The 22,036-nt window shown below is 70.2% G+C and carries 23 protein-coding genes; all 23 read right to left on the reverse strand.

The annotated features are described in order from the left end of the window. Positions 1-21: 21 nt before the first annotated feature. The 23 genes from AOA12_RS10640 to AOA12_RS10745 all read right to left on the reverse strand — a co-directional run bounded on the left by AOA12_RS10640 (position 22) and on the right by AOA12_RS10745 (position 22,013). Positions 22-276, reverse strand: coding sequence for a hypothetical protein (locus AOA12_RS10640; protein ID WP_054682554.1), 255 nt, complete (start codon positions 274-276; stop codon positions 22-24). 11 nt (positions 277-287) lie between these two features. Continuing rightward, entirely contained in the window at positions 288-659 is a 372-nt protein-coding gene (locus AOA12_RS10645) for a hypothetical protein (RefSeq protein WP_054682557.1), read from the reverse strand. Next, complete coding sequence (locus AOA12_RS10650) at positions 659-2,002, reverse strand: peptidoglycan DD-metalloendopeptidase family protein (protein ID WP_054682558.1); 1,344 nt, start codon at positions 2,000-2,002, stop codon at positions 659-661. Before AOA12_RS10650 ends, AOA12_RS10645 begins: the two co-directional genes overlap by 1 nt. Positions 2,003-2,130: 128 nt before the next feature. Then, positions 2,131-3,825, reverse strand: a complete 1,695-nt coding sequence (locus AOA12_RS10655) for a hypothetical protein (protein WP_054682560.1) — start codon at positions 3,823-3,825, stop codon at positions 2,131-2,133. Beyond that, positions 3,815-5,662: a hypothetical protein gene (locus AOA12_RS10660; RefSeq protein WP_054682562.1), complete on the reverse strand. Its 1,848-nt coding sequence runs from the start codon at positions 5,660-5,662 to the stop codon at positions 3,815-3,817. Before AOA12_RS10660 ends, AOA12_RS10655 begins: the two co-directional genes overlap by 11 nt. Before the next feature lie 41 nt (positions 5,663-5,703). Continuing rightward, positions 5,704-6,207: a hypothetical protein gene (locus AOA12_RS10665; RefSeq protein ID WP_054682564.1), complete on the reverse strand. Its 504-nt coding sequence runs from the start codon at positions 6,205-6,207 to the stop codon at positions 5,704-5,706. A gap of 8 nt (positions 6,208-6,215) precedes the next feature. Then, positions 6,216-9,350, reverse strand: coding sequence for a hypothetical protein (locus AOA12_RS10670; RefSeq protein ID WP_054682566.1), 3,135 nt, complete (start codon positions 9,348-9,350; stop codon positions 6,216-6,218). Further along, positions 9,347-11,569 carry a phage tail tape measure protein gene (locus tag AOA12_RS10675; protein WP_054682568.1) on the reverse strand — a complete coding sequence of 741 codons (2,223 nt, stop codon included), beginning with the start codon at positions 11,567-11,569 and terminating at the stop codon, positions 9,347-9,349. The genes AOA12_RS10670 and AOA12_RS10675 overlap by 4 nt, the downstream gene beginning before the upstream one ends. A gap of 9 nt (positions 11,570-11,578) precedes the next feature. Then, the gene (locus AOA12_RS10680) at positions 11,579-11,806 is read right to left on the reverse strand and encodes a hypothetical protein (protein WP_054682570.1); all 228 of its coding nucleotides are present in this window, start codon (positions 11,804-11,806) and stop codon (positions 11,579-11,581) included. A gap of 140 nt (positions 11,807-11,946) precedes the next feature. Next, a complete protein-coding gene (locus AOA12_RS10685; RefSeq protein WP_054682572.1) occupies positions 11,947-12,213 on the reverse strand; it encodes a hypothetical protein in 267 nt (88 codons plus the stop codon). 79 nt (positions 12,214-12,292) lie between these two features. Next, the gene (locus AOA12_RS10690) at positions 12,293-13,153 is read right to left on the reverse strand and encodes a phage tail tube protein (RefSeq protein WP_054682575.1); all 861 of its coding nucleotides are present in this window, start codon (positions 13,151-13,153) and stop codon (positions 12,293-12,295) included. A gap of 68 nt (positions 13,154-13,221) precedes the next feature. Continuing rightward, positions 13,222-13,650, reverse strand: a complete 429-nt coding sequence (locus AOA12_RS10695) for a hypothetical protein (RefSeq protein WP_054682577.1) — start codon at positions 13,648-13,650, stop codon at positions 13,222-13,224. 2 nt (positions 13,651-13,652) lie between these two features. Further along, positions 13,653-13,916, reverse strand: coding sequence for a hypothetical protein (locus tag AOA12_RS10700; protein WP_054682578.1), 264 nt, complete (start codon positions 13,914-13,916; stop codon positions 13,653-13,655). Between the two features lie 4 nt (positions 13,917-13,920). Next, positions 13,921-14,166: a hypothetical protein gene (locus AOA12_RS10705; protein WP_156366466.1), complete on the reverse strand. Its 246-nt coding sequence runs from the start codon at positions 14,164-14,166 to the stop codon at positions 13,921-13,923. A gap of 92 nt (positions 14,167-14,258) precedes the next feature. After that, positions 14,259-14,777, reverse strand: coding sequence for a hypothetical protein (locus tag AOA12_RS10710; protein ID WP_054682582.1), 519 nt, complete (start codon positions 14,775-14,777; stop codon positions 14,259-14,261). 17 nt (positions 14,778-14,794) lie between these two features. After that, on the reverse strand, positions 14,795-14,992 hold the full coding sequence (locus AOA12_RS10715) for a hypothetical protein (protein WP_054682584.1): 198 nt from the start codon (positions 14,990-14,992) through the stop codon (positions 14,795-14,797). 56 nt (positions 14,993-15,048) lie between these two features. After that, positions 15,049-16,284 carry a phage major capsid protein gene (locus AOA12_RS10720; RefSeq protein ID WP_054682586.1) on the reverse strand — a complete coding sequence of 412 codons (1,236 nt, stop codon included), beginning with the start codon at positions 16,282-16,284 and terminating at the stop codon, positions 15,049-15,051. A gap of 22 nt (positions 16,285-16,306) precedes the next feature. Then, on the reverse strand, positions 16,307-17,053 hold the full coding sequence (locus AOA12_RS10725; protein WP_054682587.1) for an HK97 family phage prohead protease: 747 nt from the start codon (positions 17,051-17,053) through the stop codon (positions 16,307-16,309). A gap of 11 nt (positions 17,054-17,064) precedes the next feature. Continuing rightward, the gene (locus AOA12_RS10730; protein ID WP_082406156.1) at positions 17,065-19,011 is read right to left on the reverse strand and encodes a phage portal protein; all 1,947 of its coding nucleotides are present in this window, start codon (positions 19,009-19,011) and stop codon (positions 17,065-17,067) included. Between the two features lie 15 nt (positions 19,012-19,026). Continuing rightward, positions 19,027-20,583 (reverse strand): terminase large subunit domain-containing protein, encoded by a 1,557-nt coding sequence (locus AOA12_RS10735; RefSeq protein ID WP_054682591.1) that lies wholly within the window; start codon positions 20,581-20,583, stop codon positions 19,027-19,029. Between the two features lie 103 nt (positions 20,584-20,686). Continuing rightward, complete coding sequence (locus AOA12_RS24160) at positions 20,687-21,154, reverse strand: terminase small subunit (RefSeq protein ID WP_442922238.1); 468 nt, start codon at positions 21,152-21,154, stop codon at positions 20,687-20,689. A gap of 118 nt (positions 21,155-21,272) precedes the next feature. Next, positions 21,273-21,410 (reverse strand): hypothetical protein, encoded by a 138-nt coding sequence (locus tag AOA12_RS23115; RefSeq protein WP_156366468.1) that lies wholly within the window; start codon positions 21,408-21,410, stop codon positions 21,273-21,275. Positions 21,411-21,704: 294 nt separating this feature from the next. Beyond that, the gene (locus tag AOA12_RS10745) at positions 21,705-22,013 is read right to left on the reverse strand and encodes an HNH endonuclease (protein ID WP_054682595.1); all 309 of its coding nucleotides are present in this window, start codon (positions 22,011-22,013) and stop codon (positions 21,705-21,707) included. Positions 22,014-22,036: the final 23 nt, after the last annotated feature.

Raw genomic sequence — 22,036 nt, forward strand, 5'->3', positions numbered from 1 at the left:
GTTCGGGAGGCGTCGAGGGGGTCAGGGGCGGTAGGGGTCCGACTCGGTGCGCGGCGTGTTCGGGTTGTCGATCGCGAGGCCGAACGCGAGACGCAGGTACGTCCAGCCGGCGAGGAACGGGGTCGTGAACGCGACCGCGTCGAACGCGTCGGTCGCCGCGTCGACGACCAGGAGCGTGCCGAGCGCGACGCCGACGATGTCGAGCGTCGTGCGGGCGATGCGGCGGGCCTTCGGGTTCTCGATGACGACGTTCGGCGTCAGGTTGGGAGTGGGCATGGTGTTTCCTTTCATCGGGGGAGGTCGTCGGGCCATTCGGGCGGGGGCGGGGGCTTGCCGTCCCAGATGTGTGCCCGGTGTCGGTGGAGCAGGTCGCGGTAGCGGTCGTTGCGGTCGACGAGGAGGCCGTTGCGTTCCTCGAGCCCGGTCATCCGTTCCTCCTGCGCGAGCATCCGAGCGGCCTGCTCGGCGCGCGACGTCGCGAGCTCTTCCTGCAGCTGGTCGATCAGGTGGTTCTCGCGCGTGGCGGCGTTCGCCTCCGCCTGTACTTCGGCGGCGCGCTTCTGCGCGCGCGACGACAGCAGGTTGCCGATCAGCGCGCCGACGGCGATCAGCGCGGAGGCGCCGAAGCTGAGCAGCGCGACGACAAGCCACTGAGGCATCACGACTCGAGCCGCTTGGCCATCTGGTCGAGCACGGCCGGCGCGACCTGCAGCGCGACGGCCGAGCCGATGGCTTCGGCGAGCCGGCCCATCTGCTCGGGCGTGAGGGAGATCTCCGACACCGGCCGCGCGAGCAGCTGGTCCAGCTTCGCGTTCGCGGTCTGTCCGAGGGTCTTCGCGTCGGCGAGCTCCTGCAGGGCGCTGATCTTCTTGTCGCCGCGCGTGACCGGCGTCTCCCACACGGTCTTCGCGGCCGTCGCGGCCAGGCCCTTGACCCGGGAGACCAGGTCGAGGAAGGTCAGGTAGACGTCGCCGGCGGTCTTCTTTCCCGCCTCGCCGGGCAGGAGACGTTGCCAGAGTTCGTTGATCTTGTCCATGTCGGCCTCCGTGAGGGTCGTGCCCAGTCGGGCGAGGATGAAAGCGCGCGGGTCGACCGTCGCGCCGGGGTCGCTACCGGTGCCGCGATCGACGCGGCCGCGGTACAGCTCGAAATGCAGGTGGGGGCCGGCGGCTTGCCCGGTCGCGCCCTCGGCGCCGACCACCGCGCCGGCAGCCACCTGATCACCACGTGACAGCGGGGACGGTGCGGCGAGGTGGCAGGAGCGCGACCACGTCCGCACCCCGTCGATCTCGCCGTGGTAGATCAGCACCTGGTTGCCGGCCCAGTCGATCCACCCGGACTCGATCACCGTGCCCGCGGCGACCGAGCGGATCGTGCCGATCGAGTACCAGTCGGTGCCGACGTGGAACGGCCTCGTCCACCCGGCGCTGGTCAGGATCGACTTGCGCGGACCGTACCCGTCGCTGCGGCGGGGCTCGGTCGTGGTGCCGTTGGGCCAGAGCATGCGTACCCCTCTCAGCTCGCGGGCGCGAGCAACGATCCGGTCGATGTCGAGGTTCACCGGGCATGCGGTGCCGCTGGTCACCCCGGGCGCTTCCCGATGCCCGATGACCCGGGCCCGGGAGATCTCGAAATCGACCGGGATGCCGTCGACCTCGGTCTGGTCAGCGAGCCACGCGATGAACCGTGCGACCGCCTCGTACTGTGCGGGGGTCGCGTCACCGACCGCTTCGATCTCGAACGTGATCGCGGTCTCGTCCAGCGGCACCGCGGTCGTCCACGCCCGCCACCCGAACCGGACGAACTGCGTCAGCGTCCCGTCGGGCCGCGGGTACAGGTGCGGGGCGACGCTGCGCTCGTTGCGGCGCGAGAAGTACGCCGTATGGTCAGCGAGGTTGCCGGTCAGGTGCAGGATCACATGCGTGATCCGCGCCCCTGCACGTCGCGGCGCGCAGTTCGGCGACTGCACGAAGAACGCGGCGCCCGGATACGTCGCTGTCATCAGCGGCTCCTCTCGTGGACGGTTCCCGGGGGCGCGCAGGTGCCTCACGCCCTGGGGTGGGCGCGTGGTGAGGCCCTTCGCGGGCAATGGGTGAGGCCGCGTTGACGCGCCCCCGGGAAGCAGGTGGGTCAGGTCTTGCCGTTGACGCTGTCGACGACGTCCATGAGCGCGGTCTGCGTCTCCTGGCAGCGGATCCGGTAGTTCCGCATCGAGACGATCAGCGTCGGCCGCGCGGCCGCGTACGTCGTCCCGTTCCAGGTCAGCGAGGCACCCGACCACGACCCGTTGCCCCGGGATGCCTGCGCGCGCACCTGGTTGATGTTGGTGACGAGGGCGTTGAGGACTCCCCCGGTCCACGTGTCGACCGCGGTGATCTTGGTGACCGCGGCCGACCAGGTGATGTCGTCGACGAGCGGGTCCGGTGGGGAGGACGGGGCGCCCTGCGGGGGCAGGGAGAAGTGCGCCCGGGCACGGTTGGTCGCGTCGCGCAGGTCGATGACCGCACGGATCCGCCACGCGAGGATCCGGCCGATCTGCGCGCGCGTGGTGAGCGTGTCGGCCGCGTACTCGGTCTTGTCGATGTTGTCGGGCATGCCCGACAGGGCGATGCCGACGATCTTCTTCTGCGGCTCGGCGGGCGTGTTCGGGGTCTGCTGTGCGTTGATGATCTTCACGGGTTCCTTGAGGGCCGTGCCGAGCTCGGACATGCGGATCCTGAAGTTGCGCATCGAGACGATGATCTGCTGTCTGGCGGCCTCGTAGGACGCGCCCGACCAGATCGTCGTGCCGCCCGTGTAGGCGCCGGGGCCGAGGGCTTCCTTGGTGCGGACCCGGTTGATCGCCGGGGTGAGGGCAGCGATCCGGTCCCGGCACCAGTTGTCGACCGATTCGAGGTTGTTCGCCGCGGTGCCCCAGTCGAGGTCGTCCATCACGACGTCAGGCGGCGTCGGGAACGCGGCGATCTCCGCCTGCCCCTGGTAGGTCAGGGCACGGTTGGTCGCGGCGCGCAGGTCGACGATGGTCCGCACCCGCCATTGCAGGATCCGGGTGGCCTGCGCTTGCGTGGGCAGGTTCCACGCCTCGTAACCGGCGCGGTCGAGGTTCTCGGGCATCTCGCTGATGGACAGGCCCTGCACCCGCACCGCGGTGCCGGCCTCCACGGCCGCGTTGCCCGACGACTCCAGGGCGCCTTCGGCGGCCGTCCCGGCGGCCTCGGCGTAGTCGACCGTGCCGCCGAGCTCCTGCGCGGTCTGCCGTGCCGCGGTGCGCGCCGACACGGCGTTCTGGATCGCGGTGTCGAGCTTGCCCTTCCACTGCTGCTGGATCTCGAGGAGGTTGTTGCGCACGGACGCGTTCGTGAACTGCCACAGCTGCTCCACGTCGTACCGCAGGTCGGCGATGTTCGCGCCCGACGGGTACGCGGGCATCAGGTTGATGCTCAGGTCGCTCAACCCGGTCTGCGGGGTGGGCGCGGCCGGGACCGTCACCGACGGCTTGGGCGGCAGGTCGGCCTTGGTGAGCACGGGCTCGGGCTCGTGCCAGGTGATGATCTTGACGACATGGAAGCTGCCGCCCTGGTGGACGGCGTCGACCATGTCGCCGACGCGCACCGCGCCGAGGGACCGGTCGATCGCGGCGGGGACGATCGTCCCGTCGATGTCGATGCGCAACCGGTTCGTGTCGACGATCTCGACCACCGTCGCCAGCCGCCCCTGCACGGCACCAGTCGACGCGGGCGGGGCCTGGCGCTCCGCACGGGCCCGGCGCATCTCCTCGGCCTGCAGGGCCGCCTCGGCGACCTGGGAGCGGCTGTCATCGGTCACCGACCACTCCTCTCGCGAGCACGGCCTGCAGCCCGTCCGTGTCCAGCCGTGTCGACCATCCGGTCACCCGGTGCGGCCCGACCGCGTCGAACTCCGCCTCCCCCAGGGCCACGACCCGCAGCGGGTCGATGTGCGGCTGGAACAGGGCGACGAGGTTGACCTCTCGTGTCTCCTCACGCAGGGTCGCGAGCCGCAGTGCCGCGACCTGCGCGCACTGCGCCTCCGTGGTCACCTCGTCCAGGACCAGCTTGTCGGGGTAGAAGATGCCGTGGGTGACCGAGATCGGGTCGGTGGGGTCGGTGATCTGCGCGACCGCCATCACGGGCGGGTCGACCTCCCGCGACCCCGACGCGACGACGAGGCTGTTGACCGTGACGGCGGCGTCGACCGAGCGGACCGAGATCGACTGCACGACACCCTGCGACCAGTCCGCGACGACCGTCGCGTCCGGGTGCGGGTCGAGGCGGATCACCCCGACCCGGTCCTCGTAGAGGACCATCCCGGCGGCCTGGGCGATGCTGTGCATGTCGGCGACCGGGTCGCCGGCGTGCACCTCCCCGAGGATGTACTCGGGCGGGAGGGAATGCATCGACGGGGTCAGGTCGCGGCGCAGCGTCGGCGCGACGGCCGACAGGATCGTCTCGATCGCGGTGTGCGCGCGCATGCCCGACACGTCGATCGGGGTCAGGTAGTGGCGGATCGTCGCCAACGCCGACACCCCGGTCACGTCGAAACCGCCCGGGGGGAGGTCGCCGTCGGCGGAGATCTCCCCGACGCGCGGGTAGGTGCGGCCGCACGGGATCCGCACCCACTGCATGCTGCGCGGCAGCCACAGGTGGAACCACAGCTGGATCGTGTGCCGGCTGTGGGCGTGCAGCGGATCGGTCTCCCGCCGCGGATACCAGGCCGCGTCTGGCACGTCGAACGTGACCGACCACCAGTGCGCCCGCTCGGACTCGACGACCACCTGCCCGTCCTCGAACGGCAGCAGCTCGTCGAGGACGACCTCGTCGGGGTTGACGATCTCCGCGCTCCAGTCCGACACCCGGTGCGGGTCGACGACCGCCTCCCAGAACTCCGGCAGGGTCAGCACGTCCTGCCAGGGCGGCGGGGGCGGGTCGAACCGGACGATCGACGCCTTGACCTGATCGATGGCCGGCACGCTGTCGGCGGTGCCGCGGCTGATGCCGGGGATGAGGGTCGCGGCGGCCGCGTCCGACACCGTCGCGGTGTCGAAGCCGTCGCGGACGGTCGGCATGAGGTGCTCGGCGGCATCCGCGATCCCGACCGTGTCGGCACCGTCGCGCGCCCACCCGGCGCCCGCGGCCGCGGCGTCGACCACACCGACGGCGTCTTCGGCGGTGCGCTCGTAGTTGGTGAACGGGTCGTGCCAGTCGACCGTGAGGGACACGGCGGTGAGCGTCTTGTCGGAGACGTCGCTGGTCGTACCATCCCAGCGGATCGTGAGGGCGTTGCCGCTCGACCATCCGGGACGGTCGACGAGCGCCTGCATGCCCGCGGCCACATCGACCGACTTCGACCCCGCGCCCCCAGACCAGGTGCCGGTCGGCGTGTTCGCGGTCCCTCGCTGCCCACCCGCGAGCGCGGGCGCGTTGTCGACCTGGTGGATGCCGACGGCGCGGGCGTTGTCGATGAAGCCCGAGATCGTGAACGTGAGCGTCGCGGCGTCGATCACGGCGCCCTGCGGGATCGCCACGCCCGTCCACCGTGCGCCGGCAGACCTCGTCGACAGTCCCCCGAACGCGAACGTCGTCGACCACGCGACGTTGTCCCACCGCCCGCTCTCAGCAGGCGCACCGCCGGTCCATGTGGGCATGCGGTACCTCCTCGACTACGTCACGGCCTGGGGGGCATCTCTCAGCCGAGATCGTGCGTCCAGGTGACCTGCAGCGTGTCCAGCGCGCCCTTGGACGGCACGCTGGGCGACAGCAGCACCCGGGCGAGCGTGGACGCCTCCGGGCTCGTCGCATCCGACAGGCTGTTGTTCACGATGACGACCTCGGTGATCGCCGAGCCCGTGGTCGCCTTCCCCGCCCCCCACGTCGCGACGTAGGTGATGCGCCGCTTCCCGCTCACCGTCGAGGCGCTGGGCGTCCCGGCGAGCGCCTGATGCGAGTTGGACAGGTACGTGGCGAGCGCTGCCCCGGCGCCGGTCGTCGCGGGGGCCGTCGAGCCGGTGCCGAGCTTCATGCCCGTCGCGGCCGGCGGCACGCCGCCGATGTCGGCGCCGGCCTCCGCGTACCGTCGCAGGCCCATGAGGGTGACGAGGTTGTCGGCCTCACCAGTCTCCGTGGTGCCATCGGCGCGGGTCAGCACCCACGCCACGTGCCCCGCAACACGGGGATGATCGGTGTTCAGCATGGTTCCTCCTACAGGTGGATGATCGGGTGCGTGACCGGGGCCTGCGAGGGCGCCTCGCCCACGGCGGGCGTGCGGGCCTCGACCCACACGACGGGCACCTCACGGGCCTGCCACGGGAGTTGCGCGATCCGCGGCTCGGAGTGCTCGGACACGACACGGATCGTGACGCGCTCCCCCGGTGCGATGCTGGTCTGCGCCCAGTCCGCCTCGGGCGGCATCATCAGTAGCAGCGGGTCACCACACTGCGTGAGCTCGTGCAGCATCGCCCGCTGCGCCTCGTCGTCGGCGCGCAGGATCAGCGCGCCCCGCCGGCCCCGTTCGGTGCCGCGGAGCACGAGCGCGTACTTCTCGCGGAGCAGCTGGTGCACGCCCGACGGCCGCGGCCACACGTTCGGGTCCACGGTCCTGACATGCACCCGCACCCACCGTGATGCCGGTGCGAGCGCCGAGGTCAGGATGCCCGCCCGCGAGGTCGGCACGACCGGGTCGGACACGCCCCGCTCCGACGGCAGCCGCACCCCGTCGACGATCTGGTGCTGGATCGCGGACCACCGCATCGGCTGGCCATGCGAGAGCAGCGGATCCGACAGGACCGCCGAGCTCGACACCGCGGTGAACGATTCCACCAGCTCCCACGTCAGCCCGTCGTCGACGGACGACCAGACGGTGACCTCCGCACCCGGTGTGAGGCCATCGATCGTGACGTCCGTGCCCGCATCCGTGGACGGCGGGACGACCTGACGAGACTCGAGGACCGAGAAGGAATTACCAGGGGTGCCGGCCCACCGGACCCGCCACAAGGTGGGGTCCAGCCCCGCAGGGAGGTTGCTGCCGTCGAACCACGGCCCCGTGTAGGCGGGGTCGAAGATGCCGATCTGATCCCACCAGACCTCACCCTGGCCCCGCGCGGCACCGTTGTAGAAGCGGACGATGTTGTGCCCGCCGGCACCAGACCAGGTGAAATCGTGGTCCGTGTCGCCCGCCGTGTTCGCCGCTTGCGTGCCACGGACCTCCGGCCAGCCCGCGAGAATCCGCCGCGCCCTGGCATGCTGACCGGGCGCACCCTGCGCGCCCTCCAGATGCAGGGCGCCGACCGCCCGCGCAGCAGACCGCAGCGTGCCCACAGCAGGCACGGACGCCTCGATATAGCTGTCGCCGTCGGATGGGTTGTTGGGGATGATCCGCACCGAATGCGTGCCGTTCTTCGCCCACCTCGTGGACCGGACAGCGACCGCGTTCCCGCCCGAGATCACCCCCGGCACGCTCACACCCTGCACAAGCGTCGACGACTGATGCGCGGTCCCCGCCCAGACACCCGTCAGGTCGGGGTCGTTCGAGATCCCGCCCCCGACGAACGTTCCAGGGCTGAGGATCGGCACGGCCAGCATCGTGCGCCGCACCCGCCACCAATCGCCGACCTCGAGGTTGCCGCCGCCTGACGACAGGGCGATCACGATGAACACGGCGTCCGCGTGCGACGTGAACTCGGCGTACCGGCGCCCGGTCGCGGCATCCGTGTCGAGCCACAGGTTCGCGTCGTTGACGACGAGCGAACCGGCCGCGTTGTACTCCCACCGGCGGAAGATCACATCGGCCAACCCGGCCTTGCGCTCCAGCTCGAACGACAGCCGGTACAGAGTGCTGCCAGCGATCGGGAGTGCGTTGGAGCCCCAGTTCGACGAGCGCATGATCGACTTGTCCGCCGACGCGCTGACCGCCTCGGCACGCACCCACCCGCCGTCCATCGACACGGACACCTGGCCGATCGTTCCCGACCACCGCGCCTGACCGTTGCCCAGACCGACACCGTTCGGCAACGGGTCCGACCACAGGTTCGTGACGATCGTCACAGTCGCACCCGCGGTCCCGGCCGAAGGGTTCACCTCGTAGTTGCGGGCCTGCTCGGCCCACGCCGTGTACCGGGTGCCGGCGTTCACGACCGGCGTCGCCGGCGCGGTCCACGACACCACGAACGGCGCCGACGACGACCACGCCGACCACGCACCACCGGTCTGCTGCACACGCCCCCACGCGGTGACGCTCGCACCGTTGACCCACGGGGTCGACGCAGGCGCGTCACGAGTGAGGCCGGCGCCGCCGAGCACTCCCGAGTCCCACACGACCGCGCCGGCCGTGTCACGGATCTGCCAGTGCGACGCGGTCACCGTCGACGACGGCCTCGTGATCGTCGCACTCCCCACGATCGTGGGCGACAAGTCACCATGCGCGGTCACGACCGACACGTTCAGGATCGGAGGCGTGACCGGCGTCACTTGACGCTCCGCCGCCCACTGCGACAGGAGACCGTCGAGAGCCTCCTGCGTGCGCGCGGTCCACGACCGTGCCGTGCCGAGATTGTCCAGCGACCCCGCCGGGAGGGTGACACGGGTCGCGTCACCGGGGTTCAGGGTCTCGGTGCCGGTCAGCGAGCTCGACGACGCGGACCAGTACAACCACCCGAACGCGCTGCTGATGCGCCAGGACCAGCCGCCCTGCCGGCCGCCGGAGCGGGCCGGCTGATGCTGCCACGAGAAATCGGTGTCCGCCGCGGCGTTGATCTCCTCCCCCGCACCCGGGGCGGTCAGCACCGGCGGGCGCGGACCCACCGGCGGGAGGAACTCGACCCCGAGGCCCGGGACCGTCGCTGCACCAGCGGTGCCCTCGGTCGCTTCCCCGACGGTGACCCACATGCTCGGACCCCACCACGACGTCGGCGAGACCACCGCACGCCCCGGCAGCCACGACACACCCGACCCTGCCGGGTTCACGTCCTGGCTCGCAGCGCCCACGACCACGCCCGACGCGCCATCGCGCACGCTCACCCGCGCCGCGCCCATCGTGACCCGCACACCCGGCGCGCCGTTCTCATCGACGACGACACGGCCCGACCATCCGGCCGCGCCCTGCGGCGCCACCGGCCCCGCATCCCCGGCACGCAGAGCACGTGTCGAGACCCGCAGCCACGTCCACGCCATGCCCGCGACCTGCGTCAACGGGGTCGCGCCCTGCGGCATCCACCCATCCGGCACCGCAGGCAGCTGCAGCACGAACGCCGGCACCACCTCGATCAGGACCGCGAGCTGACCCGGCGCCCACCCCGACGGCAGATCCGCCGCAGACTGCGACCACGCGCCAGCGATCATCTCGGCCGCCCCTCATACACACTCCCCGCGCCACGCGCGGCCGTCTTCCGCGACCCCAGCGTGATCCCTCGGGAGACCTTATCCCCGACGCGATCGCCGGTGAGGTCCGCGAACTTCTCGTAGTCGATCTCCGCAGGTGTCGCGACGCTGCGGAGCATCAGCGCGCCCGCGGTGCCCGCCATGCCCGTTATCGACGGGTCATAGGCGAGCGTCGCCGCCAGTGCCGCGGCGATCGTCGACCGTGAGGCGAGCACGCCGGCGGCCCACTGCTCGCCGATCGCTTCGCCAGATGTGAGCAGCTGGATCCAGCCCGCACCGGAGAACGGGCCGCGCTTCGCGGGCGAGCTCGGGAAGAACCCGCGGGCGAAGTCGAGGACGCCGCCGACAGCGTCTCCGACGGCGCCGATCATGTCGCCGATGCCGTCGACGAACCCCTGGATCAGGTCGCGCCCGGACTGGACCAGCCATGTCCCGATGCCGGCGAAGAACCCGCGCACCAGATCGGGGATCGAGCGCAGGAACGTGATCGCCTCGTTCCACTTCACGGTGATGCCGGTGACGATCCCGTTCCACAGGTCTGAGAAGAAGCCGGTGAGCATCGACCATGCGGCGACGAACCCGCCGACGATGTAGTCGACGGCGGCGCGCAGCACGCCGAGGATCGCGTTCCAGACGACGTCGATCGTCATCCGCACGGCCATCCAGACGGCATCCCACTTGCGCTGCAGGTCCATGACGATGCCGACCAGCCACGTCACGAAGCCCGCCCAGATGCCGCGCACCCAGGCGGTCAGGGCGTCCCACGCGAGGCGGAACGCCGCGCCGACGGTGGCCCAGATCCCGTTCCACCACTCGACGAAGGCGTTGATGCCGTCGGTGAGCCACCCGATGAATCCGGCCCAGATGTCGAGGATGAAGGCGACGACCTGGTCCCAGTTCATGACGAGCGCGACGATCGCGGCGATCAGCGCGACGATGCCGACGATGATCCACGTGATCGGGTTGGCGAGTAGGGCCGCCGTGGCCGCCCAGATCGATGCCGTCCATGCGACGAACGCTGCGACGAGGGTCACCCCGATGACGCCGGCGATGACGCCGATGACCTCGACATTCTCACCGACCCATGCGCCGAGGTCCTGCAGCAGCGGCAGCGCGGACGTCAGCCCGTCGCCGACGGCGGAGAACACCGCGGTGGCGAGGGGCTCAAGCGCGACCAGCGCGGTGTTCATGGTGAGCTGCCACCGCTCGGCGAAGTCCATGGTCTCTTCGCCGACGCCGAGGATGGTGTCCCCGGTGGCGCCGGTCGCCGCCATGAGGTCGGTCATGTTCAGCACGCCGGACTGCAGCGCCCCGACGAACTGCGCGGCACCGCGGGTGCCGAACACCTGCGACGCCAGGTCGAGCGCGGCCGCGGTGTTGCCCTCGTCGACGAAGCCCTGCAGCTCGGAGGTGACTCGCCGGAACGCCTCCTGCGGCTCCTCGCCGTCCTTCGCGAGGGTCACCAGACCCTTCGACATGGACGCCATCACGGCCGTGCTGTTCAGGCCAGCCTTGTCGAGCGAGCCGAGCAGGGCGACGCTCTCCTCGAACCCGAAGCCGAGGTTCTGCAGCGCCGGCGCAGCGACCTGCACGCCGGCGGCGAGCTCGTTCATCCCGACACCGGTGGCCTGCGACACCTGGAACAGGGTGTCCATCGCGTCGATGACGCCGTCGCCCTCGATCTTGAAGGCGTTGAACGCCGCCGAGGTCTTGCCGATGTCGACCTCGGTCTCGAGGATGCGCCCCGCTTCGAGGTACTGGGAGGCGACGGTCTCCAGCGTGTCGCCGGTGAGTCCCATCCGGGTGTTGATGTCGGCGACGGCGGGCCCGATCTTCTCGAACTCGGCCGGCACGCGCAGGCCCACGTTGGTCGCGGAGTCGACGAGCCCGTCGAGCGCCTCACCCGTCGCGCCGGTCCCGACACGGATGGTGTCGGCGACGGCATCGAAGATGTCGCCGACCTCGTAGAGCCCCTTGAACGCTGCGACCACGCCGGCGCCGATCGCCGCGACGCCGATCGCGCCCTTGACCTTCGACGCCCAGCCCGCGCCGGCCTTCTCGCCCTCGTCCTGCGCGGCCTTCGTTCCCGGCGCGAACGCCTCGACGAGGCTGTCGGTGATCCCCTCAGCGGACGGGACCAGACGCACCCATGCGGTTGCGAGCTCAACGCCTTCGGACATAACCGCACCTCATTTCAGGGCTTGCGCGTTCCACCAGTCGTCGAACTCGCTGATCGGGATCGGGTCGGACCCGAGTACCTGCACGCCGTCCCGCGTCTCCCACGGGCGCGTGAGGCGCCTCGGGCGCGGGGCATGCTTGTCGCCGCCGCGCTGCCAGTTCGCGAGGTTGAGGATGTCGATCAGGTCGGCTAGCAGCTGTTCGCCGACCGTCCACAGCGCGTACCCGTGCACCGACATGGACACGCCATTGCCGGGCTCTCGCGCCCACCCGATCATCAGCACGTACAGGTCGCGCCAGTTCAGGGCGTCGGTGCCGAGATCGCGGAGCCTGCGGCCTGTGCGCAGCAGCTCCAGTTCGACGGCCTCCTGGTGCTGCTCTACGAGCTCGAGGAGGCCGTAGATTCCCCCAGCTCGATCTCCGACCCATCACGCCACGCGGTCACGAGCTCGTTGAACTGGTTCCGGTCGAGGAGGTCGAGGTGTGTGAGGTCGTCCTCGGTGAGGAGTTCTTCGAGGATGGTGAACGCCTGGTCGACGCCGACGAGCTTGCGGGTGCGGCGGATGAGGCCGACCGGAACGTTCTCGAATCGGGGCAGGGTGATCTGGTGCCCGTCGGGCAGGGTGTGGTGGAACTTCTCCAGCATGAGGAACCTTTCGCAGGTGGGGAACAGGGGTGGCAGTGCCCGGGGATGGTTCCCCGCATCCCCGGGCACTGGTCTCAGATCACGCGACGGTCACGCCGGGGCTGGTGCCGCCGGTGAGGCCCGCACCGTTGCCGGTCAGCGCGACAGCGCTCGGGAACGTCACCGTGATCGGCGCGGACCCGGACGCCGTGATGCCGCTGATGCCCGTGACACCCGACAGGGCGTTGAGGGCCGCGGCGACGGCCGCCGCGGCGGCGTTGTGCGCGATTCCCGCGGTCGGGGTGCCGTTGATGGCGAGGGAGTAGGTGCCGCCGGTCGGCGCGCCGGTGACGGTCACCGCCCAGCCGGTCTTCGTCGCCGTCGCGGCGAACACACCGTTGTCGGTGAAGATGTAGATGTTGTTGCCGTTCACGTCCGGGAACGTCGCGAGCGTGACCGGCAGAGTGACCGGGGCCGTCGAGTTCAGCGGGATCTCACCTCGCTGCGACACGCTGCCATGCGGGACCATCACCAAGGCGCGGCGTGACCCGTCCTTGATCTTGAACCACCAGGACTTCCGGGGCTGCACGTGCGCGCCGAGCGCCATGCGCATCTGCGTGCCCTTCGACAGCGTCGCGGCAGTGACCTGCACCTGGTCGTCGCCGAAGTAGTTGCGCGCCGACTGGGGGTTGAGCTCCAGGTGCGCCCACGCGATGTCGCCGGTGAACTCGGTGAGCAGGCGCCGGATCTCCGCGCCGGACCAGTCCTTGATCGACGTCGTCGACTCGGAGGGCGTGATCGTGACGCCGCCGTCGCTGACGTAGCCGGACTCCAGCAGGCCGGCGGGGTTGAAGTCGTCGATCGTCGCGGGGATGGTGTCGGTCTCGGGGCCGGTGAGGATCGCGCCGGTCACCTTCTGATCGGGCGCACCGACGAACACGTTCTTGGGATCAACGCCCATGGGGCGCTCCTTTCAGGCAGGGATGAGCCATCGCCCCGGGCGGGGCGCGGCGGGAAGCGGGGAACGGTCTATGCGGTGGTGCGGCGCAGGTCGACGGAGATCGTCGCGGTGAACCGGAAGTGCGTCGGCACGTTCGGGTGCGGGAGGTTCGCGGGGAGGGAGAAGCCGCGCGCGCGGTAGCAGGGGATGCCGCCGAGCGTCCCGGCGGTCGCGGCGGCGTCGACGATCGCGACCATCAGCGCGCACAGGTCGCGTGCGGTCTGCTCGCTCGTCGCGTAGCCCTCCAGCACGAGCGTCGGACTGTCGGTGACGCGATCGCGCGCGACGCCGCCCGTCGTGATGACTCGACCGAACGCCGGCGGCTTCGGTGTCACCGTGGGGAGCTTCGTGCCGAGGAGCCCGTTGACGAGGGTGAGGGCGAAGCCGCGCGGTGGGAGCTCGGCCGACAGTTCGGTGAGCGCCGCGACCTCGGCGTCGGCGGGGACCAGCAGCGGCACGGTCACCTCCCCGCGTCGATCGCGCGCGTCAGCGTCCGATCGCGCGCCTCGCGGGCGCGCGCGGCGTAGGTCGTCGTGATGACCTGCGCCGACGCGCGGTCGGGCGACACGGACGGCTCAGCGACGAAACCTGCCTCCTCGCCGCCCGCGGCCGCAGCGATCGACTGCGCACGCCCCATCAGGTCAGCCTGCACCGCCGCGGACTGCAGCAGCGCTTTCGCGCCGTCGGAGTTGATCTGGATTCGGAGGCCTTTGACGGTGGCCATGGGTCTATCCCTCCCAGAGCACGAGCAGCAGGATCGTGTGCGACGTCGTCGCGGTCGGGCCGGGTTGCCGGCGCACTCCCCCGCTGATCTTGAACTGCTCGCCGTAGACGAGGATCCGGTCATGGCGTTCGACGTCGGCCGTGTACGGGCCGCGCGCGGTGTACGCGATCGACGCGCCGTCGCGGTTCTGCGCGTCGGCGATCGTCGTGCCGACGTCGAGCGCCCACCCGGGCATGGGCACAGCGGTCACGCCGGTGAAGTCTGCTTCGACGCCGCCGCGCCCGTCAGGGCGCATGACGGGCCGTTCCCGGCTCAGGGTGTGCCGGGCTACCCTGCCGGTGATCACGGCAGCCAGCCGAGCTTGTACGGCGCGAGACGGGCGTGATCGGCGTGCGTCAGGGCGCCCGATGTGCGCGTGTACGAGAGGGACACGGCGCCGGCCTGCTCTCTGCTGATGCCGAGCGGGGATCCGAGCGCTCCGGCGGCGAGCTCAAGCGTCAGCGTCACCAGGTCAGCCGGCACCGGGGCGAAACCGGCGACGAACTCGACGTCGACGCGGCGGCCGCACAGCGACGTCCACCCCGTGTCGGGATCGAACTCGATAGACGAGGGGGCGACTGTCGCGCCGTCGACGGTCGCCGTCGTGATGCTGACGATGCGCATCGCGGGCAGCCACACCTGTTCGGCGAACGGACGGACACGCCGATAGGTGACCGTCTCCGACGGGGCGATGTGCCATCCGCAGGCGTTGCGGATCGCGGTGGTCGCCGCGTCGAGCTCCTTCTGCAGGAACGGGCGGGTGGCGGGGATCTCGCCCTGCGACCGGTCCGCCATGTCGGTGGGTGTTCCGAACGAGACCATCCCGCCACCTCCCTTCGTTACTCGCTGGCGTCCGGGTCGGACGCGTCCTCGACGTCAGGCGACAGCGCCGGCTTCGCGGCCTTGTTCGCCGGTCGGCGCGCCTTGTTCGCAGCGGGCTTCGCGGCTTTCGCGGTGAGCCCGCGTGCCGCGGCGTCCTCGTCGTCGAGCAGGACCGTGTGCGGGATGCCGTTGATCTGGATCTCGTACTGCTTCATCGCACCCTCCTCAGGTGGGCGGCGGGAGCGACCGCGAGGGCCGCTCCCGCCAGTGGTCACGCTGCGGGCGTGATGGTGGTCGCCACGAAGCCCGCGGGACGGCGCACGGCGAGCGCGAGACGCTCCTCCGCGCGGATCGTCACGAGGTTCGACGTGAAGTCCGACGCGTGCGAGTTCGTCGACTCGACACGGACGCCGCCCTTGCGGTACACCGTCGCGGACTGCTGGAACGCGCCCACGAGCACCGTGCCGGCGGCGATCGCCGGGGTGATGACCGTGCGGAGACCCCACACGTTCGGCTGCTCCGACAGGCCGCCGTTGCCGTACGCGCCCGAGAAGAAGCCACCGCCGTAGTACTGGCCGTTGTCGTCCTTCGCGAGCCGCAGCGACTGGTAGTCGGACGGGTGGATGACCAGTCCGTCCGCGTCCAGACCTGCGCCGGTGGTGACCTTCGTGATGGCACGGAAGATCGTGTCCGCGACGGTGTCACCCGACACGAGCGTGCCGCGCGCCTCCGTCTGGATGCCCGACCGCTGCAGGATGCCGCGGATATTCGAGCCGGAGCCGTTGCCGTTGAGCAGCTGCGCCTCCTCGAACTTCGCGAGCTCGTACAGCAGCCGGTTGTTGATCTCCGACACGACGAAGTCGAGATCCTCGATCATCTCGTCGGAGATCTTGATCCAGCCCGCGATCTTCTTCAGCGCGTCGGTCACCATCGTCGGGTCCACGACGTGCAGCTGCGGCTTCGCGCCCGCCTCAGCGACCGTCGTGAACGCGCCCTCAAGGGCGCCCTCGACGAAGTAGCTGATCGCGTTGCCGCTGATCGACCCGGACCCGAGCAGGCTCGCGATCGTGAGCGGCGGGCGGACGCCCTGCACGATGGTGCGGTCGACCTCGGTGAGCACCGGAGAGAAAACTCCACCGATCACGTGCGTGTCGGATGCCGCCTTGACCTGGTACTCAGGCGCCGAGACCGAGGCGCCCTTGACGCCCTTCTTGGCGACGAGCTCCTCACCGGCGTTCTTCGCGAAGTGCTCGCCGAGCGACTTCGCCTGCGCGCCGTCGGCGGCGGGGCCCTCAGGCTCCGACTCGACGACACCCGCGACGGCAGCCATGGTGGCGGTCGACTTCTCGGCGTGCTCGATCTGCTTCTTGAGCTCGAGCGCCTCCGCGGTCTTGGCCTCGAGATCGGTGATCTCAGCCTCGGTGAGCTCGCGGTTGGACGCCTTCGCGCCGTCCACGATTGCCTGCATCGCCTTCTGCAGGGCGAGCAGCTGTTCCTTGCGGTTCACGATGTGGCCGCCTTTCTCCCTCTCAGAGGGACTGGATGAACTGGTTGATCGCCAGCAGTCGACGGGACGGGCTCACGGCGACGCCCTCGGACTTGACGCCAGCGGCGCCCTCGTCCTTGGCGCCGGCGCTACCGCCGGCCTTCTCCTGGTCGGTGTCTGCCTCCGCCGCGGCGATGACCGCGCCGATGGCCTCCTGCGCTGACCGCAGGGAGTCGATGTGCTTCTGCGCGAGGACACGCCCCGCCTTGAGCCCGTCGAGCAGGGCGACGGTCGCGGACTTCACCGCCACGACCGACGTGTCACGGTTCGCGCCGATGGGCACGAAGCTGAACTCGAACACGTCGAGCTTGCGGAGCTCGTTCGCCTTCGTGCCGTCGTCGAGGGTGACCTGCGCCTCTTCGAGCGTGTCGTACGCGAATGACAGCTCGCGCACTCGGCCGGACTTCACGAGCCGGTACGTTTGAGCGCCCTTCGGGGCGTCCATGTCGAACGCGCCCTTGACCCGCCACCCATGGTCGTCTTCGTCTTCTTCGATCGCCGCGGCGACGAAGTAGTCGGGGTCGTCCATGCGGTGGCCGAACAGGCCGGGCAGGTGAATGCCGGCGTCGCGTCGATGGGCGATGCCCTCAGCGAACGCACCCTTCGCGACGACGTCGCCGTACGCATCCGGTGTGCGGGTGAACGTCGAGGGGTAGACGATGAACTCGCCCTCGGCGAGGCCGTCGTCCGGTCCCGCCTTGAACGCTACCGGCAGGCTCTTGATCTTCATGGCGGCTCCTTTCAGCCCCAGGTCACTTCGACATCGCAGGTGCACCCTGCGACGCCATCGGCGCCGAGCACCGGATCACCCGGCCACTTCGCGCCATTCGAGAAGGTGTCGTCGATGTCGACCGTCTCGCCGTTCATCGCGGCGTGCTCGGGACGCGGATTGCCCGAGGTGACGATCCAGGTCTTCTGCCCGGCGCCGTTCTGCCGTGCCGCTTCGACGACGGCGAACGCGACGAACGTGGTCGTCAGAGTCAGGGCGATCACCGACGAGCGGGAGTCCGCGGCGAGTTCGAACACATGCCCGGCAGCGTCGGACGGCTCAACGCCTTCGGGCCCGTCGCCGTCGAGGATCGCCTGAATCTGGTCACGAGTCGTCGAGTTGATCGCCGACGCGCGGGACTTCGCGACCTCACGGAGGAACGCCTCGGTACGCGCGGCGTCGTACCCGGCATCGGGATCGAATCCGAGGTCGGCGGCCGTGTCGCGTCCGATCTGCTCCGTCACCGCCAGCGACAGCTTGAACAGGTCAGTGCCGAGCTCGTCGTCCCACCGGTCACCGTCCCACCAGCCAGCATCCTTCGACCCGAGCGCCGAGCGCACCGACCGCTCCTGCCGGGCGAAGAACGCCCGCACGACCTCGTCAGCCTTCGCCTCGTAGGTCTCGGACGACTTCACCCGTGCGCGCACCGACAGCGCCGACTTCGACCGTGGCATCCCGGCGTTGCGGTTCTGCGACCCGGCGTCGCGAGGCGATGCCTGACCGCCAGCGATCACATTGAGCGGAACGATCGGCGCGTCAAGTCCTTCGATGGCCGGCATGTTCTGCCGTGCACGGGCCTCGTTGCGGGTCATCCACGGGCCGCCGACGGCGCTCGACAGGATGGTCGCCTGCTCCTCGAAGTCGCCCTGCAGCTTCTCCGCAATGTTGAACTCGACGTAGTCGTGCTCCCCACCGATGCGAGGGACGACGAACGTGTTGATGCGGTCCTCGAGGCGGGCGAGCGTGGGCCCGAGCGTCTCGGAGTAGAGCATCTTGCGGAACTCCTTCGTGTTGGAGAAATTCGCGTTGTCGAGGATGCCGACCATCACCGGGTTCACGTGGTAGATCCCCGCCACCGTCGACAGGGCGACCTTCGACACTTCGGCCCACTCGTCCTCGCGGGCAGAGAAGCCGAGACGGCTGATCGTCATGCCGTCTTCGAGCACCGGTGTGCCGCCCGCCTTCGGGCCGTCGTTTCCGGTCCACGCTTCGCGCCACGCGGTCATGAAGCGGTTGCGTGCAGCCTCAGACCATTCAGCGCCGGCGGGGCGTGTGATCACGGCGCCGACGCGGCCGCCGCGCTGCCACACCTGCTGCCGGTACGCCCACGCCTGCACCTGCTCGGCGAGGATCTGCTTGAGCGTCTCGACCGGCGCAGCGCCACGCTTCGGCTGGCCCGGGTTCCACCCGTGGAACACGACCATGTCGTCCGCGGAGATCTCCACGCGGGTACCACCGGGGTTCTGGACGATGTGCTTCGCGGGCTCGAAGAACGTCCCGCCCCTCGACTCGACGACCCACGACGGCGGGATCGGCTGGATCACCCATCCCGACGGCGCGTTGACGTCCGGGTGCACGACCCAGTAGGCGATGTCGTACAGGCCGAGATCGGACGCGAGCGTCTCAAGCAGCTCGTACTGCGTCATCGACGGATTCGGGCGACGCAGGAGCCGCGCGAGCGGTTCGTCTCGCAGCCTCCGCCGGTCGGTGTCAGACGTGCGGGAGTACGCGTGGAGGCCCAGGTGCGCGACGTTGCGGGCAACGAAGCTGAGCACCATGCGCAGGTGCGGCTGAGTGCGGTACAGCTCCTCCGCGGTGAGGCCCATAACCATGTTCCGGAACGTCGGGCCAAGCCACTCGATCCGCTCGATCGTGGCCTCACGGCCGAGCAGGCGGGCGAGTGCATCACGAATAGCCACCAGGCCTCCTCACGTTCAGACCACGAGGAGCCCCTCGCGTTCGTACGCCGACACGAACTTCGGCTTCGGGTTCGTCAGCAGCAGCCCGACTGCAGCGATGAACGCGAGCAGCGGTGCGGCGTCATGCGGCGACGCCTTCCGGTCGATCACCCAGCCGTCGCCGATCGCCTTGATCTGCGCCGAAGACGCCGCAACGTCGAGCAGCGGCTGCACGCCGTGCGACAAGCGCACGCGCGCGCGGAACTCCTCAGCGATCTCGCCGTCCGGCGCCTCATCGGCGGCGGCCACGCGGATCAGGTCGTACACGCTGCCGTGCCACCCAGCGAGCTCGGACCCACCCCACGGGTGAACATCGATGCCCGCGCGCTCGAACTCCTCCCACATCGACGAGATCGGCGCGCCACTGCGCTGGAACGCGACATGGTCCGGTGCGACCTTCCTCGACGGCGCCAGCAGCCACGGAATCACCCAGTCGGGTCCAGCGCGGTGCGCGACGAGCTCCCCGCGGATCCGGCCCTCGGTGTCCCAGAACGCCAGCGCCACGTACACGACCGTGCGATCGTGCGACATGTCGATGCCGTAGCACGCCGGCCGCGAGGTATCGCGGGTCACGCCGCGCTCCGCGCGCGCGGCCTTCCCGTCGAGCAGCCCCGCCCACGACCCGTTCGGGAACGGCCCGGCGCCGAACATGTTCACGAACTGGCACAGCACCTCGGTGCGGAACTCCCACTCCGGGTCCACACCAGCCGCCGCGGCGATCGCACGCTCATCGAGCTCCGTGTAGCCGAGCGACGGGTTCGCGCGCGCCCAACCCTCCCGATCCCAGATGCCAACCGGCGCGCCGTCCTCCGTGCCATCCACGGTCCCCGCCGACCACTCGAACAGACCGATGCTGTCCAGATCGATCTGCCCAGCGATCTCAGGCGGGACGCCGTCGAGCGCCTTCCCCGTGATGTTGCCGATCGCGACCTTGCGGAGATGCCGCAGCACGACCGACGACATGTCGCCGGCGTTCGACACCCCCCACACCTGCGCGCGCCGCCGCGCCATCGTCGTCTTCGACGTCGCCGACCATGCACGCCAGTCCTGATGCTCACGCAGCTCGTCGAAGATCACCAAATCGCCGCGGAACCCACGACCGCCACGACGGTTCGCCGTCGCGATCTTGAACCGCTCACCGCCATCGAGCAGCAGCAGCTCGCTGTTCTTCCCCTCCTGCACCTTCGCGATCTCGTCGGCGAGCTCGGGAATCGCCTCAGCGACCGCGACGGCTTCCTCCCACGCCGCGCGCGCATGCTCCGTCGTCGCGTGAGTCTCCAGCACCATCCGGGCGCCGTCCTGGAACAGACGCCACAGGATCAGCACCGTCAGCAGCGTCGACTTGCCGTTCTGCCGCGCAACGAGCAGCAGCACCGTCCGGAATCGGAACACGCACCCCGGCACGTCCAGCAGCTCAAGCGCGTGGATCAACAGCCACCGCTGCCATTCGAGCGCGCGCGGCAGCAGCCCCAGATAGTCTGTGTCGTCCTCCGGCGACCGGGTCGCGTCGAGCTCTTCGAGCCGATCACGCATCCAGTCCCAGAACTCGATGACCTCGAACCCCAGCGACGTCTCCGGCGTGAGCTCACGCTTCGGCGGAGTGAAGATCCGCGGCGTCTGGCAGCCGAGCAGGCGCCTAGGACGTGCGGCGCTTCGGCGGGCGCTCGAGCTTCGTGACGTTGGCCGGCGTCGCTCCGCCTTCGCTCGACTCCCGCTCATCATCACCGTCTTCCGCCGGCGCGACACGACGCGACCGCAACTCGTACTGCAACCGCTTCGTCGCCGTCGCCCCCAGATCGTTCAGCACCTGCGACAACGCACGATGCGCCGACAACGCCCGCGTCGTCTCGTCCGCGTGCTCCAGCAGATCAATGCGCTTCGCGAGCGTCCGCGCCTGCGCGATCGACGCCGCATCCGCCGCCGTCAACCACCTCGCCGCAGCGATCGTCGCCTCAACCGCATCCCGCGTCGCCGTCGACGCCGCAGACTCCGCCGACGTCCGCCCAGCCAACCGAGCAGCCTCACGCGCCTCACGCTCCGCCGCCCGCACACGCCGCTTCCGCTCAGCGTCACGAGCACGCCGCTCATCAGAGCTCAACGCCATCACGCACCTCCGATCAGACGGACGCGGACAAGACGTCCACGCACCCCCGCACCCCGGTGGGGGAAATCACTGCCGGCGGAATGACCTCGGCTCGACGGTCGTGGAGATTCGGACGCCCCTACCTCGTGATCGTGGTTGCGATCGTGATGGTGAGCCAGAGGGTCGCGGCTGCGGCGAGTGCGGTGATGAGCGGCGCGACGATGTAGTAGCCGATGCGGTAGGCGATGCTGCGGTGGTTGGTGGGGTGGCGGGGCATGGTCGGGTTCCTCGTGTCGGGGTGGCGGGTGCTTCTCGTTGCCCGGTCGCCGCTGAGGGATCGTGATCCCTGCAGCGCTTGGCTTGTGGCCCTCGCGCGCGCGGTGAGGTGGTGGGCTGCTCGTGCCGCGGGGCACGGGCTGCGGTCGGGGTGCGTCGCGGCAGGGCCCCCTCTGGACGGGGTGGGGTGTTGCCGGTGCCGGGGTGCCCCTCCCCCTCCGGTCGCACCCCCCTGGTGCGTGAGGCCCCTCCCCCTTGGATGGCGGGGCGGGGTCCCCCCTCGCCGGGTGCCCCCCTACCAGGCTTCGGTGGTCTCGCCGAGGTCGGGGCGGGCGTCCCCCTCCTGCTTGGAGCGGTTGCAGCGGACGTGTGAGGGCTGGCAGTTCGTGGGGTCGAGGATGAGGTCGGGTCGGCCCATGGCGATGCAGCGTTTCCGGCTGATCTTGTGGTCGAGTTCGAAGCTGCCGGGTTCGTTCTTCGGCCCGTCGTAGCGGATGTCGGCTTGGCCGCAGAGCGCGCACGGGGCGTTGAGGGCTTGCCAGCCCGCCTTGAGGGTTGCGCGGAGGGTGCGGTACTCGTGGGAGTGGATCAGGTTGGCGGTCATCGGCGGCCCCCCGATACGCTTCG

It is taken from the genome of Microbacterium sp. No. 7, from assembly GCF_001314225.1.
Lineage (GTDB): Bacteria > Actinomycetota > Actinomycetes > Actinomycetales > Microbacteriaceae > Microbacterium.

Excerpts from the sequence above, each read along its gene's own strand:
- AOA12_RS10645 (WP_054682557.1), bottom strand. The coding sequence starts at position 659 with ATGCCTCAGTGGCTTGTCGTCGCGCTGCTCAGCTTCGGCGCCTCCGCG.
- AOA12_RS10665 (WP_054682564.1), bottom strand. The coding sequence starts at position 6,207 with ATGCTGAACACCGATCATCCCCGTGTTGCGGGGCACGTGGCGTGGGTG.
- AOA12_RS10685 (WP_054682572.1), bottom strand. The coding sequence starts at position 12,213 with ATGCTGGAGAAGTTCCACCACACCCTGCCCGACGGGCACCAGATCACC.
- AOA12_RS10640 (WP_054682554.1), bottom strand. The coding sequence starts at position 276 with ATGCCCACTCCCAACCTGACGCCGAACGTCGTCATCGAGAACCCGAAG.
- AOA12_RS23115 (WP_156366468.1), bottom strand. The coding sequence starts at position 21,410 with ATGCCCCGCCACCCCACCAACCACCGCAGCATCGCCTACCGCATCGGC.
- AOA12_RS24160 (WP_442922238.1), bottom strand. The coding sequence starts at position 21,154 with ATGGCGTTGAGCTCTGATGAGCGGCGTGCTCGTGACGCTGAGCGGAAG.
- AOA12_RS10725 (WP_054682587.1), bottom strand. The coding sequence starts at position 17,053 with ATGAAGATCAAGAGCCTGCCGGTAGCGTTCAAGGCGGGACCGGACGAC.
- AOA12_RS10745 (WP_054682595.1), bottom strand. The coding sequence starts at position 22,013 with ATGACCGCCAACCTGATCCACTCCCACGAGTACCGCACCCTCCGCGCA.
- AOA12_RS10690 (WP_054682575.1), bottom strand. The coding sequence starts at position 13,153 with ATGGGCGTTGATCCCAAGAACGTGTTCGTCGGTGCGCCCGATCAGAAG.
- AOA12_RS10735 (WP_054682591.1), bottom strand. The coding sequence starts at position 20,583 with ATGCGTGATCGGCTCGAAGAGCTCGACGCGACCCGGTCGCCGGAGGAC.
- AOA12_RS10650 (WP_054682558.1), bottom strand. The coding sequence starts at position 2,002 with ATGACAGCGACGTATCCGGGCGCCGCGTTCTTCGTGCAGTCGCCGAAC.
- AOA12_RS10710 (WP_054682582.1), bottom strand. The coding sequence starts at position 14,777 with ATGGTCTCGTTCGGAACACCCACCGACATGGCGGACCGGTCGCAGGGC.
- AOA12_RS10675 (WP_054682568.1), bottom strand. The coding sequence starts at position 11,569 with ATGTCCGAAGGCGTTGAGCTCGCAACCGCATGGGTGCGTCTGGTCCCG.
- AOA12_RS10700 (WP_054682578.1), bottom strand. The coding sequence starts at position 13,916 with ATGGCCACCGTCAAAGGCCTCCGAATCCAGATCAACTCCGACGGCGCG.
- AOA12_RS10715 (WP_054682584.1), bottom strand. The coding sequence starts at position 14,992 with ATGAAGCAGTACGAGATCCAGATCAACGGCATCCCGCACACGGTCCTG.
- AOA12_RS10660 (WP_054682562.1), bottom strand. The coding sequence starts at position 5,662 with ATGCCCACATGGACCGGCGGTGCGCCTGCTGAGAGCGGGCGGTGGGAC.
- AOA12_RS10680 (WP_054682570.1), bottom strand. The coding sequence starts at position 11,806 with ATGTCGGTGCACGGGTACGCGCTGTGGACGGTCGGCGAACAGCTGCTA.
- AOA12_RS10670 (WP_054682566.1), bottom strand. The coding sequence starts at position 9,350 with ATGATCGCTGGCGCGTGGTCGCAGTCTGCGGCGGATCTGCCGTCGGGG.